We start from the raw sequence: 15,087 nt of genomic DNA, 5'->3' as shown, positions 1-15,087 counted from the left end.
ACTGAACTGGCATCATTCCGGCATCTTTCCGGCATCATTCCGGCTTCACACCGGCGTCCGAAATCACCTTCTCCCAACGGAGCTTCTCGGCCTCGATGAACTTTGCGCCTTCCGGCCGCGACATCGGCATCGGATACGTGCCCAGGTCCTTGAGCCGGTCGATAAACTGCTGCTGCGTCAATGACTGGTTGACGGCAGCATTGACGCGATCCAGCACCGGCACTGGCGTACCCTTGGGTGCGAAGATCGTGAACCAGCCCTTGGCGACAAGACCAGGCGCCACGTCCTTGGCCAGTGGAATACCTTCCAGGCCGGGCAGGTTTACGTCCGACGTCACCGCAAGCGCCTTCAGGCGACCGCCACGCACCAGCGGCACGAGCGGTGCGATGCCATCGACATAGATTGGGATATCGCCCTTCACCACGGCCTGGATGGCTTGCGTCGTTCCGCTGAAGCTCACTTGCCGGAACTTCGCCTTCTGCAGCTGTCCCATCATTTCCGCCGTGAGATGAGGAACGGAGCCACGGGTCGGACTTCCGATCACAACGTCGTCAGGACGTGCCTTGGCGTCCTTGATGACGTCGCCGAGCGTCTTGTAGAGCGTCGCGGGACCGGCCACGAACATCATCGGCGTGTACGCCAGCGTCGCCGCCACTTCGGTGTCGCGTTGGATGTCGAATTTCGCTTCCTTGTACATCACGGGCGTCGTGACAGCCGCCGCCGCGTGAAACAGCACCAGGGTGTATCCGTCGGCCGGCGCCTGCTTGAGCGCGCTCATCGCGACAATGCCGTTGCCGCCTGGTTTGTTCTCCACGATCACCTGCTGCTTCCAGGTGTTCGTCAGGCGTTCGGCAACCTGGCGGGCGATGATATCCGGCGCGCTGCCCGCGATCGATGGCACGAGAATCCGAACCATCTTGTCGGGATACGTGCTGGCGACGGCCGGCAAAGCCATGGCGAGCAGCGTCAGGGCGAGGAAGGGGCGTTTCATGTTGTCTCCACGTCTGGCGTACCGGCGACCCCATCGTCGCGGCACTTATTTGATATACAGTCAAATAAGGATTGTAGTTTTATTGACTGCATCTCAAATAAGTAGATACCACTAGCAAGGTGGTATCGCGACGCGGTGACGCCCGCCCTGCGGGTTACGCGGAACGCGCGCTCTTCTTCTTCACGGGTTTTGCGTCACGCTGCCAGGCTTCGATGCCATCGAGCGTAATGCGCAGGCCTTCCTCGAAGGCGGTATCGGAGGAAAGGTGGGAAAACGGCTTGCTGACAAAGCGTGCACCGGGATACTGCTCGGCCGACACGGAATCCAGCTTGTTCTGGATGAAGGCCTGGTGATAGGCAGGCAGTTGGCGCGAGGCTTCGGCCATGCTTGCCGCGACAAGGTACTGCGCCAGCAAGTGGTACCCCAGCGCAACCTGTTCGGCGGAAAACCCGCCCTGCATGATGGCCGACGTCATGCGGTTGAAGAACTCCAGGCCATAGTCGGTTTCGCCCGGCTGCACCTCCTGGAATAGGCGGTACCGGTTATGCGATGCCACATAGTTGCTCACGCCGGGATTCTCCACCGCTACCTGGAAGCTGAGCCGAGCAATGCGCTCGACATCTGCGCGCCAATCCCCTGTCAGCGCTGGGATACGGAGGGTGCGCTGGCGATAGTAGTCGTTCAGCACGCCGGACACCAGTTGATCGCGGCCGCCCAGGTAATAGTGGATCAGCCCCGGTGCCACGCCAAAGTCCTTGGCAAGCTGGACCATCGAAATCTGGTCCAGCGGCACCGTCTTCGTCAGCTGGATCGCATGCTGCAGGATCGTCGTGCGACTGAGCATGGGCTCGGCGCCAATCGGAGACTCCGTTTTCGGCGGCCGGCCACGACGGCGCGGCACCGGATTGGGCGTGGGCTGTGCGGCAACCTTGGCAGCAGGCGACTTGCGGGCGGCAGGCATGGGCGTTGGACGATCAGACCGACTGAAAATTGGTGGTATGCCAATTCTATCGCTGATCGCCCCGGATGCCATCCTCCGTGTACCCTAGGCAGACACGACCGCCGTTACGTCCTGCCCATGCGCGCCGGCTCTGTAGCGTCCGAGCGACAGCACCAGCGCAGCGGCGGCCAGCAGCATACAGGGCAGGACCAGCAACGGCACATCGTAGCTGCCATGCCGGTCGAACCAGGCGCCCAGCCCAATCGGACCAATGACCGCACCGAGGCCGTAGCCAGAAAAGGCAATGCCGAACAGTGAGCCAAACGACGCGAGGCCGAAGTATGACCGCACCAGGTAGGAAATCAGGTCGCCTTCCGCGCCGATGGTCAGGCCGATGAGGGTGGTCGCTACCAGCAACGCCGTGTAATCATGCGTCCCGCGCAGCAGGAATACCCCGATGGCACCGCCAACGAAGAATACGCTTGCCACCAGAGGCGCATGAATCTTGTCGATCAGCAACCCGGTGAGGAGTCGTCCGACGAGGAGTCCGACACCGACCATCGAAGCGCTCCGCGCAGCCATCCCCGCATCGAAGCCGCGATCCGCAAACAGTGATGGGAGATGCGGCCCCAAGGACAAGGTGGCCGCCGAACTCAATACGAACACCAGCCAGATCGCCCAGAGCCGGTAACTACGCATCGCCACTGCCAGTGCCACGCCTCCCGGCGCGTGCCTGGCCCGACGAGCACCGGAGAACCGCTCCCGCAACAGGCCACAGGCCACCAACGACAGCACGACCGAGCCGACACCCAGACCGACATAGGCCATACGCCAGCCAAATGTCGTGACGAGAAATTGCGCCGTGATCGGCAGGATGACGGTACCTGCCCCCAGGCCACACATCGCAATGCCCAGCGCGAGCCCTAGCCGGCGATCGAACCACTGGGGCAGCACCGCGAGGTAGCCCAGCACCGAGGTGGCCGCACCGGACACGCCGACAACGACCGAAAGCGCCACCCACATCAGCATGCTGCCGTTCTGCAGTGACATCGCAGCGGTGGCCAGGCCAAAGACGATCGCCGAACACACGATGACCCGACGAATACCGAACCGGTCCATCATGGCGCCAACAATCGGGCTGACAATGGCCAGCCCGAACATCGACGCGGCATACGACAGGGACGCCTGCGAGCGTCCCCAGCCGAACTCCGCGGCCAGCGGCCTGACGAAGACGCCGGCCGTCGCATTGAACAAGGGGGCGTATCCGGCCAGCATGCCGAGCGCCGCGCCCAGGATCACGCTGACGTAGATCCAGCCGGTGGCACGGGGCAATACTTGGGGGGCGTCTTGCATATCAGGGTCTCCGTGGTCTTGGCGCCGCCTTCCGTGGGCGGCCGCCTTGTGAATGAGCGGATGCTCAGCGCAATCCGGTCTGGCTGCCCAGGTAAGCGCCTGCGCCCGGTGCCTTGGCTTCCAGCCCAAGCCTGCGCAGCATTTGCCGCACGGTACAGGCCGCCGTCGACGTCACCGGAATGCCAAGCGCTTGCTGGGCGGGCTCAAGCGCCGCCAACGACGGCATCTGCACGCAGGCGGACAGGACCACGGTATCCACACCCTTGGTGTCCAGACGCTTCACGTCTTCGAGCAGTTGCAGCGGATCGCGCTCGCCCACCTCCAGGTTGTCGAGGATCGAGAAATTGATCACATCCTTGACTTCGATGCCCTCGTGCTCGATGTACTCGACGACGGTTTTCGTCAGGGCGTCGCTGTACGGCGCCATCAGCGAAATGCGGCGCGCACCGAAGTCCTTGAGTTCCTCCACCAGTGCACCGGCCGATGTCATGATCTGGGGACGATACGGCGCATCGCCAATGGCGGCACCGAGTTCTTCGATGACCTGACGGTGATAACCGTTGCCCATGCACATGGTGGCCACCAGGCACGCCGTGCTCATGACATCCACGCGCGCGTCGGCCAGTTCCAGCGCGCAACGCCCCATATCCCGGTTCATCCTCTCCAGTTCCTCGGCCACCACGCGATGCATGCGCACGCGGCTTGCGTGAAAGCTGAACTGCTCGGGGAGCACCTGCATACGGGCATGGAAGATGGCAGGGACTTCGCGCTCCATCGTGATATTGGAGCTGGGCACGATCTGCCCGATTCGATACTTCGACATTGACGATTCCAGGTACAGGTTCACAGGGCTGGCGAGAGGAAGCGGTTCAGCACCGCGCGCAGCGAGTCGGGGATGGGCGTGCCTTCGCGCCGGTCTTGGCGTACGCAGATCGGCGAGAACATGGCGTCGAAGACCGGGGTGCCATCGGGCCGGCGGGCCACGCAGCGGATATCGAACGACCGGGTGCGAATGGCTTCGACGGTGCAGGTGATATCGATCACATCGTCTGGCCAGAGCGTGCCAATAAATTCGAATCGCATCGCCTTGCATGGTGTACCGACGCCATGGGCGTCCCCGAGCCGGCCGTCGCCGCCCGCCATGTGCGCGGTATAGAGGCCGACCGCACCGAGCAGGTAGTCGGTGAACCGACCCGTGTAGACGACGCCGGCTGGGTCGCAGTCGCCCCAGCGCACGGTGCGTCTGACGACAAAAGGGCGCTCGCTCAGCACATACTCGGTGGCGCGAATCATGACTGCCCTTCTGCGGCCAGTGCCGTGACGCCGCCTGCGGCCAACTCGGCCATCAGCGCCGGAAACTGCGCCCGCAGACGCTCCACGTCGACGCGACCCGTGCGCGTCATGAAGCGGAACACGAACTCGTGCGGGGTAGGCACGTCCATCCACTCGCGGATGCGTTCGTACCAGTTGTAAGACGCCTCGGAAGCACTGATCAGCTTGGCCTTCTCCGGCTTGCGCACGGCTTCGTACTGTTCCAGCGCGGCCGGGACGTCGTCCGGGTGCGCCACGATGGCGTCCGCCAGGGCCATGGCATCCTCCATGGCGATCCTGGTACCTGAGCCGATCGAGAAATGGGCGCTGGTCAGTGCATCGCCAATTAGGACCTGCTTGCCCACATGCCAGTTGGCATTGAGGATCACCGGGAACTGCCGCCAGATCGAGTTGTTCGAGACCAATCCGTGGCCCGCCAGCTCCGGCGCAAATACCGACTCAAACAGGGCTTGCCGCGCTTCCGCGCTCATCTCCTCCATGCCGAAGTCGACCCAGGTCTGGTGGTCGCACTCGGCCACGAACGTGCTCATCGAATCGGAGTACGGGTAGTAGTGGGCCACGAAGTAGCCGCCCTCGTACTTGCGAAACACCAGGGCCGGACTCGCAAAGGGCTTTGCCACACCGAACCAGGCGAAATGATTGGTCAGCGTACGGCGCGTCGTGCCGAAGGCAGCTTCATTGGCCGTACGCAATTGGGAGCCAATGCCATCCGCCCCGACGACCAGATCGGCATCGAGCGCATCGAAATCGGCGATGCGCTTGTTGTACGTCACCTGTACGCCCAACTCCTTGGCGCGCGCCTGCAGTACCGTCAGCAGGCTGATGCGCGGAATAGCGCCGCCGCCCGCACCCGGCTTCTTCATGACGATAGGGTGTTCGTGACTGACGATCGAATGCTGGTCGTTGAAACGCATGGCCTTTGCCAGGCGATCCACCACAACCGGTGAAGCCGACCGCAGATTCGACAGGCCCGTATCGGCCAGGACCACGCCGAATCCAAACGTCGCATCTTCCGGATTCTGCTCGAAGACATCGATGTCGACCTGCGCCATCCGCTCCTTCAGCAGGATCGACAGGAACAACCCCGACGGCCCGCCACCAATGATCGCCACCTTCATTGCGCGTCTCCCGGCGCCACCACCAGCGCATCCATGTCGAATTGACGGATGCTACCTGCCAGGCCGCCCGTCAGCGCCCCGTACCATACCGCCGGTTTGAAGCCGAGTTCCTTGCGCCGGAATTGCAGTGTCGGATTGCCGTCGATGCGCACGTAACCATTACCGAGCGTCGTGGTCTGGTAACCATCGGTTTTACGCGCCACGTCGATCAGTGGCGCGAACTCGGGTACATCCAGTACGTAGACCGAGGCCTTGTCCGCGCTCGGCACGGCTCGCTCGATCCGCTCCGCCTTGCGCTGCCAGACGGGTTCGATCGATGCAAAGGCTGCGCCCTTCTCCCGTGCACGCTCCAGTTCGATGGCCGAATCCATCGTGAACGCTGCATCCTGCCTGTCGGCGTCGCTAAACGGGCGCACCTGCCAGGTGATTTCAATCGGGTAGCCATTCGGGTCGTTAAAGTAGATCGACTCGATCACCTCATGACGAATCTGGTAGCGCAGCGGAATACCAACGGCCTCCACGCGCTGGCGCCATTGCAGCAGCTCCGCTTCGTCGCGTACCCGCCATGCAGTGTGCGTGGCGCGGTCCTGGTAGTGCTCGCGAACGGTGAGCCAGTCGGGGCGTTCGGTGCCGATGTAGTAGAAGAAGGCGATAGTGCTGCCATTGCCGCTATCGAAGAAAAAGTGCAGGAAATCCGCGTGGTTGTCGGGCCCCCACCCTTTCGCTGAGATAGCATGAACGAGCGGTAGACCAAGCAGGTCGCGATAGAAATGCACCGTTTCTGCAAGTTTCCAGGTGGGCCGGGCAGTGTGATGCACGCCGTGCAATGCAACGACGGGCACGTTGGCGTGGGCGCCTTGCGTGGATGGGTTCATGTCTCTTCCTTCTTCACTTTGCGTGGTGAACAGTGTCTTTGTCCGCTTCGGTGCGCAGCATCTGGACGATGCGGTCACGCAGCAGGACCTTGCTGAGCTTTCCCGATGCCGTCAGCGGGAATTCGGGGATAACCTCCAACCGCTCGGGCCACTTGAACTTGGCGAGGCCGGCTTCCTGCAGGTATTGGGTGAGTGCGGGCAAGGTCAGGCCCGATGCCGCCGCGGCCGGCTTGAGCAGCACGAACGCGCAAACCCGCTCGCCGTAGACCTTGTCGGGCATGCCAACGACCGCAGACGCCAGGATTGCGGGGTGCTCGTTGATGACGTTTTCCAGCTCTTCGGCATTGATCTTTTCGCCGCCGCGATCCACAACGTCTTTGATCCGGCCGCGGAAGAAGTAGTAGCGCTTGCCGTCCACTACCTGCGCCGACATCAGGTCGCCAGACCTGTAGAAGCCGTCGGCGGTGAAGCGCGTGACATCCTCCTTCTCGGACTTGTAGTAGCCACGGATGGTGTACGGGCCCCGGAACAGCGCCTCCCCTACCTCGCCATCTTCTACGGGATCTTCGGTGCCTGGATGCACGATGTGCACTTCGTCGGCATCCGATACCGGGTAGCCAATCGATTGGTCGCGAATCTCCGCTGGGTCTTCCGGGCGCGTGAACATGATTACGCCCTCGGTCATGCCGAAAATATGATGTGTGGGCGAGCCGGTCAGGCGAGTCAGGTTGGCGGCGTTCTTCGGTGCGATGAAGTTCCGGCGCGCCTTGTCGGCAGCGGTGCCGCGCAACAGTTCCGGCGCGATGCGATTCAGGATCGGCCCGGCGACGCCGAACCACGTCGGCTCGTAATCGCGCACGAGCGACTGCAGCGTTTCCTCGCCGATATCGGGCGCCACCGTCACCTTGGCGCCGCTCAACAGGAACGGCCCGAAGAAGCAGCCCATGTTGAGGTTGTGCATGTACGGCGTCGGGAAGAACAGCACGTCATCAGCGGTATAGCCGTTGCAGGCCGCCACTGCGCGCATGTTGTACAGGTACTCGTTCTGAAAGCGCGGGATGATCTTCGGCACGCCCGTGGTGCCACCTGAAAGCTGGAACACCGCGGCCTGGAACGGCTCGTGGGTGACTTCGGCCAGCATCTGCTGCGCCCGCTCCAGCGGCATGTCGCGGATCAGGTCCGCCAGCAGCACGGCGCGGCCGCGGCGCTCGCCGCGCGCCTGCAGGATGAACTCGAGGCTTGGCACTTCGGCCTGCATCTCCTCGGCAAACGCGACGTCATCGAACTTCGGGTCATCGCCCTGCACGAAATGCAGGCGCGCCTCACACAAATTGCCTAGATAGCCCACTTCCAGTTTGCGGAATGCCTGTAGCGAGCACAGCGGGATGATGCCGGCCTTCAGGCATCCGAGAAATGCGAACAGCAACTCATTGCTGTTCCCGCATTGAAAGACGGCGCGATCGAGCGGTCGGAGCCCAAGCGCCAGCAAGGCAGCGCCGAGTCGGTCGGTGTACTCGTCCAGTCGCTGATAGGTGAACTCGCCTTCCGGACCGACCAGCGCCAGACGGTCGTGGTGATCACGGAACGACTGGCGGAAGGCGCCGACCAGTGTCTCGCCAGTCAGATAGCCCTCGCCCACGTATCGGCGCAGGCGGTCTTCATCGGGATAGCGCACGCCGTCCAACAGGACGGATGGGCGCACATGGGTGGGTTGCAGCATTGTTTGTCTACCTCTGTACTTATATTGGGTCTGTGCACCGCTTAACCGAGCGATTCGCGCAGCCATTCGACGATATGGCGGCCGGCAACGCGCTGGCCGGGCTCCTCATCGCGGCTCAACGCCATGCCATGGTGGTTGCCACGCACACGAATGTGGCGCTTGTGCTCCGCAGGGATCTGATCGTAGATGGCACGAATATCAGCCGGGAACGTGCACTGGTCGCCGGTGTATTCGAGCAGCAGCGTTGGCTGATGCAGCGCGCCGAGCGTCTTGTCCAGTGCTGCATTCGATGACAGCCCAGACCACGTGGAGAGCCACGATTCCGGCGTAACGACGCGCCCGAACCCCACACTGCCCCAGTTGGACACAAAGGGGTCCTTGCCCCAGAGCGAGCCGGTCTTCCGGTCAGACGGGTCCAGGGAGATGTCCCAGGAGCGCAGGTCGGCGTCAGTGCGCCAGACCTCGAAAATCGGTGCATGGGCAGCGAGTCGGCGGTCTGCATCGGTCGCCGAGCCCGCCTTCACCTGCTGGCGCGCCGCCTGCTTGGCCCGCAGCATGTCCCTGGCGCGTGCATCGATGCGCGCAACGCGCTCGGTTTGGGCGACGCGATATCGCTCGATGAACTCTGGCGCATATCGGCCCTTGCCGGATTCCACATCGAACCCGTTGGCCTTCGAAAACGGATCGAGTGTCGGATCCGTCTGCATGGGATCGTCTTCGTCGGTGACCGACGGGTCAATGCCGCTCATCAGCAGTTTGCCCTGCCCCGGATGCGGCGACACAAGGATGAACGCATCGACTTCCGGCATATGCAGTTCACCCAGGTTCGTCGGGCGGCCACCCGGCGTCCGGGCAATCCGCATTTCACGGGGTGTCAGCGCCTGCTGATTGTAGAACGTGTACAAGCCCGCTCCGCCCGAATTGCCAAGCAGCACGATCTTTTCGTAGCCGAGTTCACGCAGGTGCGTCATGCCGGCCGCAACATCGAACAACGCGATCTCGTGTTCCAGGCGCAGGTCGTTGCCAATGGAGCGCGGACCTTGCACCCAGCAAGCGCACCCGGCATCGAGCACGAACGGCACCAGATAGTGGGTGATCGCCATTTCGCGCGGATGCATCAGCGATACAACGGTCTTCTCCTTGCCGGTGGCGGTGAACAGGAAACCAAGCGTTCGCTGCCCATCGGCCGTGCCCAAGGCATAGGGCACCATCTGGTACGGCCGATTCATCAGCCGTGCATCCCATGAGGCACCTCGCATCCCCGCCGTCACTTGCGGCTTGTCTTGTTCGCTCACGCTGTCTCCTTCGTAAATGCTACCGTCTCAATAATCTAGTATTTATTTGATATGCTGTCAAATAATTCCGCTGTACTGCACTGACTAGGTAGGGCACCACCGAAAAAAAGGTGTGCCGCCGGGGCGACACACCCGCAAGACGCGACCCAGCCGGCGCGTCCAGTCGACAACAAATCGGTAGGAATGCCCATGACAGGACACCGCCCCGCACAGATCCCGGCGTACCCGATTCGGGCAGAGCCCCTACCTTGGGTGTTTGCTCAGAAGTTGTGGCGCAGCCCGATCACGGCACCAAATTGGTTGGCACCCGCAATCACGGAGCCGTCATACCCGTTGGCACCCAGCGCGGAACCGCCCTTATTCAAGGTGTATGACGCCGTCAGGTAGGCGTCTGTGCGCTTCGAAAACCGGTAGTCGGCAGACATCACCAACGACATCGGATCCTTCGCCGATGTGCGGTCGTTGGTCTTGTAAACAGCCCCGGTCAGCGCAAACGCCTGGTTGAAGTTATAGGTCGCACCCGTCCAGAACAGGTCCGTACGAGTCATCGAGGTCAGGATCTGGCTGACCAGTCGGCGATACCCCAAGTAGGCTGACACGGGGCCAAAGTCAGCGGCAGCCGATGCCACGTAGCGACGCTCGGTGCGTCCGGCCGTAGCTGCGGAGGTGCCATTGAGCTGATCGAACACGCCGGCCACGCGGAACTTGCCCATGTCATAGGAAAACCCTGCACTCATTTCCCGGCCCACCCGGCTGTTGCCCGGCACTTCGCTGCCGTTCGCAATCGTCGAATCCACGCCGAAGCTGTAGAGCGCCGACGCGGTGAGCCCGCCGAACTTGCCGGTGTATTTCACCGCGTTGTCAGTACGCCCTGCCAACCAGGTGTCATGCGAGTACGACGAATACTTGGGGGCGAAATACATCGGATCGAAGCCGATGATCAGGTCGAACGTCAGGTTGTGGTGGCGCCCCATCGTGACCTGCCCATACGGCGTGTCGAGGCCGACATATGCGCGGCGGCCAAACAACCGCCCGCCCTGCGCGGCCATGCCGGAGTCGAGCACCATGCCGCCTTCAAGCAGGAACACGCCCTTCAGCCCGCCACCCAGGTCTTCCACGCCACGCAAACCCCAGCGGCTGCCGGCGATGTTGCCGGACGTCATGCGCACGAGGCTTGACGATTGCTTCGCGGCGTTCGGTACGTGATTCAGATATTCAATACCCGCGTCTGCAACGCCGTACAGCGTGACAGACGATTGGGCGTGCGCGGTCGCGCCGGTCGCTAGCAGCGCACCGGCGATGGCCAGGCTTCTTTTCATTGCTCCTCCGTAATTTGTCTTCGATCGCGGCCTGAAGCGGCCTGCGATGTGCTGTCCTGCGCGGCCGGCATGGGGGCATGCACTACGGCACCGCATTAATTGACATCCACACAATTAAAGGTACGGTGTTTTTGATACCCAGTCAAATAATGGTTTTCCCCAGCCGAGCGCGGTGATCACTTTCCATTGATCGGATTGACGCCGGCGGACTCAGCAAAGACACCATGCGCACGAAACGCTGCGATCCGCGCTCCCAGGCCATGTCAACGACTATTCACGCTCAGGCGGCGGTCGCAGTTTGGAGGGGCGGACATCGTGCGTGTGGGCAGGCACCAACCGTGGTGGAGTCCATCCCCCTGTGGCGAGTCGAGAAGTTCGTCGCTCTTGGTTGCCTCCGGCAAAACACCCAGTCGCCGGGCCTGCCCGTCGACCAGCACCGAGGACCTACGGCGCTATCAACGCTATTTGGTTGATCACGGCATTTCCCCGGTTTGAAATCAGACATCCAGCTCAAAGAGCCCGCCATCGTCTGAAAAAGCCACGCTCAATGCCATGCACTTGTCCCCAACACAGGGGACGCGAATATTTCTCCCCCCTGCTAGAGTTGCGCTAGCGTTCGGGATCGGGCACAGGCGCTCCCACCAGGTGGTGCGCTTCAACGGATTCGGGTCGGGACCATGCATTGACACTTTCTCGCCGGCTGTTTCGATGGACCGTTGACCATCGACGGACCACCCTCCGATGCTCATAGTAGTAGTCGGCAATAGCAATCCAGAATAAGAACGGCGACGAGAGCTATGCGGGCGAAGGACCGTCTCACTTGGGCATGCTATGCCCGCTGGCGCGCAGGCTTCCCTTGGCTTGGCTTGTCAACCGGCCTGGCACAGTTACCGCCTACTCTGCGACGCACTGCGAGCCTACACCGTCTACCCACTCATCGCGACCGATCCTCATCGCAGATCGATCAGCGTAGTTTGCCCGTATCACAATCTTTGCCCATTGCAGCGATCAATGACCGGGTGTCTGGCCGTCAGCCGCGCCATTTCCCGCACGCTCGATCAGGCCGGACGGAACACATTGGGCACGCGTCATAGGTGAGCGGGGTAAGAACCGCCGCCGATTTAGTTTTCCCGTCAATGAGGGAGTTCATTTTGAATCGTAGAAGGTTTGCGCTGACCTCGGTAAATATTGCGATTGCGGTGCTGAGTGGGTGTGGCGGCGGTGACGAACCGCCTACTGGCGCTCCTCTCACCCCTGCACCGAATGAGCCATCCAGCCCGGCGTCGCCTACCCCTGAGCAACCTGGTTCTGGGCAACCTGGCCCTGAGCAACCTGGCCCTGAGCTCGCAACGCCGACCTCGCTGCCCGCATCGACGATCCTCGAGCAGAGTCTCGTCAATCACGACAACGACGCTGGCGTCGGCCCTGGCCAAGCAAATTTCTGGGACCTGATGCCCGACTTCAGCATCGGGAACGGCTGGAACAACCAGTTCGCAGGTTTGGGCGGAGGGGCGCTGGCGTTAAGTGTGAACGTAGGCGGCACTTCATCCAGCTTCAACAGCGACCAGACCTTTGCGGAGTTGACTCCGCTGGGCCCCGAGATGACCCAAACCGACGGCCTGAAGGTTGTATCGACCACGACCGATCCGCAGTTCCAGTCGAACGGTGTTGCTGCCTTCCTTCACCCGGTGCCCGATGCGCGGCTGCAGCAGACTCTGGACTTGCGGCAGGCAGTCGGCCGAGTAAGCCTCGGATGGACGGGCACGTGGGGCGCTCTACGCGGCAATTTCAGAGACGAGCCGGCCTTCATGCAGGTGGTGCTGCGCGACACTAGCGGTGGGCTGCTCACCACGCTATTCAGAGTCGATAGCGGCGGCCAGTTGGGTACGTGGGGGTTCGCATGGCTCACGGCCTTCGTCGGCCAAGTGGTCGTACTGTCCTTCGAACAGTGCAAGCGCGGCCAGGGCACTTCAATCGAAATGGTATCGGTAGATGATAGCGCGCCCCGGCCACGGAGCTTCATTGTCAATGGCGACTTCAGTGCGGGCCTGTCGGGTTGGACCGTGTCACAGTCGCGGGGAGCACAGAACATCCGCTCCGGCGTTAGGATGCTGCGCGGGCTCGAGGTCCAGCGCACGTTCTACGCGCAACCTGATCAGCCTTGGGCGCGTTTGACCGACACCTTCCACAATCCCTCGGGCTCGCCGATCACGGCGAGGGCGAGCTACACCAGCTTTCTGGGATCCTTAGGCGCGGGGGTCATCTACCCACCCGTAGGCGCGCTACAGAAGGCGCTCGCGTCGTGGGACGGCTTGGGTACAGGCCGCGATACGGGATTCGTCTTCGGTGCGGCAGATGATGTCGCGTATACCTCTACGTCGATGCTCAACGTGTCGGACGGCAGTAACATGGTGACAATGGACTTCGCCATCACGGTGCCGGCAGGCGGCACGGTCACACTGGTAAATTTCCTGATCCTGACGGGCACGAATACCTGGATCCGCGCTACGAGCACCGCTGCCCGCGCCACCGAGGTGGATACTCAGGCCGCCTCGATCGCCGCGAATTTCCGCACCGACGTGCTGTACCAGCGTGGCCTGACACAGCAGCAACTCGATACCTTGAAGAACTTCTAAGCATCGGACGTCCCATCACGAACTCACGAACAAACCCGTGAAGGCCGTGCCACTTGCCAAGAACGTCAGCACATGCGCCGCTTCATGAGAGCAACGCGAAGGCTTGGCTCGGTTCATGGCCTGGCCTCCACCACGGTGTGCCTTTTTCTACATTTTCATCGAGGAACCTTCTTTCCGGTAACGACAGCCAAATTTGATTGCAGCACGGAGTCCAGCCCGACTGTCGACGAAGGACGGCCAGCCCCGATTTGAATAAAATCTCGATGCCCTGCTGGCGGCAGGCTTTATGAGGCCGGCAATTGTGAAATTGCCGTTGTCGGAAGAGTACCAATGCATGCGAGACGGACTGAAGGTAGCGAAGATTGCTGCGTCTCGTCTACGCGCACATTGCGCGCCTCAGTCGCGAAACGCTTTGCAGGCTCAGCCAACCCTGATTCCATACTCTCCGACCAGTGCAGCAGCTTGCTCCATCGAAATGATCGCGCCTTTGAAGTCCTTCCCCATATCTGCGAGTCTTAACCCACCAAGGTCTACGGACCGGAGGTCAGCACCGTCGAAACGCGCGTTGCGCAAGATTGCATTTCGTAAGCTCCCACCCTCAAAAACGGCGTCACGAAAGTCACAACCTGACAAATCTGCTTCGGATAGATTCAGGAGCTCGATTCTCTGCTTTCGAAAGGAAAACGCCTTGAGGTCGGCTGCCACCAGTTGTGAGTCGTGAAAGCTGAGCCCGAGGGAATGCACATCGTTGAGACGCGCACCGGTGAGCTTTACTTCCACAAACATTGCCGATGCGAGCTTGGCTCCAGACCACTGCGAGTTGTTCAAATCGCACCGGCAAAGACGTGCGTCCGTCAGATCCGCGTAGCGAAATTTGGCCGCACCAGCCTTGCAACCGAGCCAGCGCGTGTTCGCAAGATTCGCCCGTTCGAAATCAACTGCCACGAATGAGCAGCGAGAGAATCTAGCGTTGCGAAAATCGAGGCCAGACAGATTTTCGCCATCGAACACGCAGTTTTCGAAAGTAGGGTCGGTGCCGATACTCGCCAGCAGTTGAAGCAGGTCGTCACGGCCCAGGGTGAGACCAGTGATAGCCTCATCGCCGGCTTGGGGAATCGGTGAGAAAACGGATGGCATGTGTGCAAAATCCTCTTGGGTGAGGGGCACACAAGGATTTGACCACGTGCGCCTCCTCAAGCATGCTTGTTCAAGGATGACGCCGTGGACGGAAGAACCCTAGATGGGCGCAGGAGATACCAACCTGCAACTCTATTTTCGGCTGCGAGATTCTATCTGGTCGAGCGTGAGATGTGCAACTCCCGCCTTCCAGAGGCCCTCAAGGTGGGACTTCTTGTGCACGACTATTGCACGGCGACAGCTCTTATCGCCCACCCCACACCAACCTCCAAGCCTTGCCCGGCCAATACGCGAAGCCACGACCGGGCACACCTTCCGCGCGGCGCCACCCTCATACCTTTGCCCTACCGGGTTACGGAAGGCAGCGCGGG

At 61.7% G+C, this 15,087-nt stretch carries 12 protein-coding genes; 1 reads left to right on the top strand and 11 read right to left on the bottom strand.

The window, feature by feature from the left end:
* Window positions 1-34: 34 nt before the first annotated feature.
* From CYJ10_RS21730 to CYJ10_RS21685, 10 genes are all read right to left on the bottom strand, one after another.
* A complete protein-coding gene (locus CYJ10_RS21730; protein ID WP_101683524.1) occupies window positions 35-991 on the bottom strand; it encodes a Bug family tripartite tricarboxylate transporter substrate binding protein in 957 nt (318 codons plus the stop codon).
* A gap of 154 nt (window positions 992-1,145) precedes the next feature.
* Complete coding sequence (locus tag CYJ10_RS21725; RefSeq protein WP_101683523.1) at window positions 1,146-1,952, bottom strand: TetR/AcrR family transcriptional regulator; 807 nt, start codon at window positions 1,950-1,952, stop codon at window positions 1,146-1,148.
* Between the two features lie 84 nt (window positions 1,953-2,036).
* Window positions 2,037-3,284, bottom strand: coding sequence for an MFS transporter (locus tag CYJ10_RS21720; protein ID WP_101683522.1), 1,248 nt, complete (start codon window positions 3,282-3,284; stop codon window positions 2,037-2,039).
* Between the two features lie 64 nt (window positions 3,285-3,348).
* The gene (locus CYJ10_RS21715) at window positions 3,349-4,107 is read right to left on the bottom strand and encodes a maleate cis-trans isomerase family protein (RefSeq protein ID WP_101683521.1); all 759 of its coding nucleotides are present in this window, start codon (window positions 4,105-4,107) and stop codon (window positions 3,349-3,351) included.
* Window positions 4,108-4,127: 20 nt separating this feature from the next.
* Window positions 4,128-4,577: an acyl-CoA thioesterase gene (locus CYJ10_RS21710; RefSeq protein WP_101683520.1), complete on the bottom strand. Its 450-nt coding sequence runs from the start codon at window positions 4,575-4,577 to the stop codon at window positions 4,128-4,130.
* On the bottom strand, window positions 4,574-5,734 hold the full coding sequence (locus CYJ10_RS21705) for an FAD-dependent monooxygenase (protein ID WP_101683519.1): 1,161 nt from the start codon (window positions 5,732-5,734) through the stop codon (window positions 4,574-4,576). The genes CYJ10_RS21710 and CYJ10_RS21705 overlap by 4 nt, the downstream gene beginning before the upstream one ends.
* Complete coding sequence (locus CYJ10_RS21700; RefSeq protein ID WP_101683518.1) at window positions 5,731-6,609, bottom strand: VOC family protein; 879 nt, start codon at window positions 6,607-6,609, stop codon at window positions 5,731-5,733. The genes CYJ10_RS21705 and CYJ10_RS21700 overlap by 4 nt, the downstream gene beginning before the upstream one ends.
* 13 nt (window positions 6,610-6,622) lie before the next feature.
* Window positions 6,623-8,329: an AMP-binding protein gene (locus tag CYJ10_RS21695; protein ID WP_101683517.1), complete on the bottom strand. Its 1,707-nt coding sequence runs from the start codon at window positions 8,327-8,329 to the stop codon at window positions 6,623-6,625.
* A gap of 41 nt (window positions 8,330-8,370) precedes the next feature.
* On the bottom strand, window positions 8,371-9,558 hold the full coding sequence (locus CYJ10_RS21690) for an alpha/beta hydrolase (RefSeq protein ID WP_101683516.1): 1,188 nt from the start codon (window positions 9,556-9,558) through the stop codon (window positions 8,371-8,373).
* A 326-nt stretch (window positions 9,559-9,884) separates the two neighbouring features.
* Window positions 9,885-10,943, bottom strand: coding sequence for a porin (locus CYJ10_RS21685; protein ID WP_101683515.1), 1,059 nt, complete (start codon window positions 10,941-10,943; stop codon window positions 9,885-9,887).
* A 1,451-nt stretch (window positions 10,944-12,394) separates the two neighbouring features.
* Here CYJ10_RS21685 and CYJ10_RS21680 point away from each other — a divergent pair.
* Complete coding sequence (locus tag CYJ10_RS21680; RefSeq protein WP_101683514.1) at window positions 12,395-13,579, top strand: hypothetical protein; 1,185 nt, start codon at window positions 12,395-12,397, stop codon at window positions 13,577-13,579.
* Window positions 13,580-13,999: 420 nt separating this feature from the next.
* On the opposite strand, the gene CYJ10_RS21675 is transcribed toward CYJ10_RS21680, so the two are convergent.
* A complete protein-coding gene (locus CYJ10_RS21675) occupies window positions 14,000-14,716 on the bottom strand; it encodes a pentapeptide repeat-containing protein (RefSeq protein ID WP_101683513.1) in 717 nt (238 codons plus the stop codon).
* Window positions 14,717-15,087 lie beyond the last annotated feature (371 nt).

The organism is Cupriavidus pauculus, from assembly GCF_002858765.1.
Taxonomy (GTDB): Bacteria; Pseudomonadota; Gammaproteobacteria; order Burkholderiales; family Burkholderiaceae; genus Cupriavidus; species Cupriavidus pauculus_B.
This window is presented reverse-complemented; position numbering and strand designations above follow the sequence as displayed.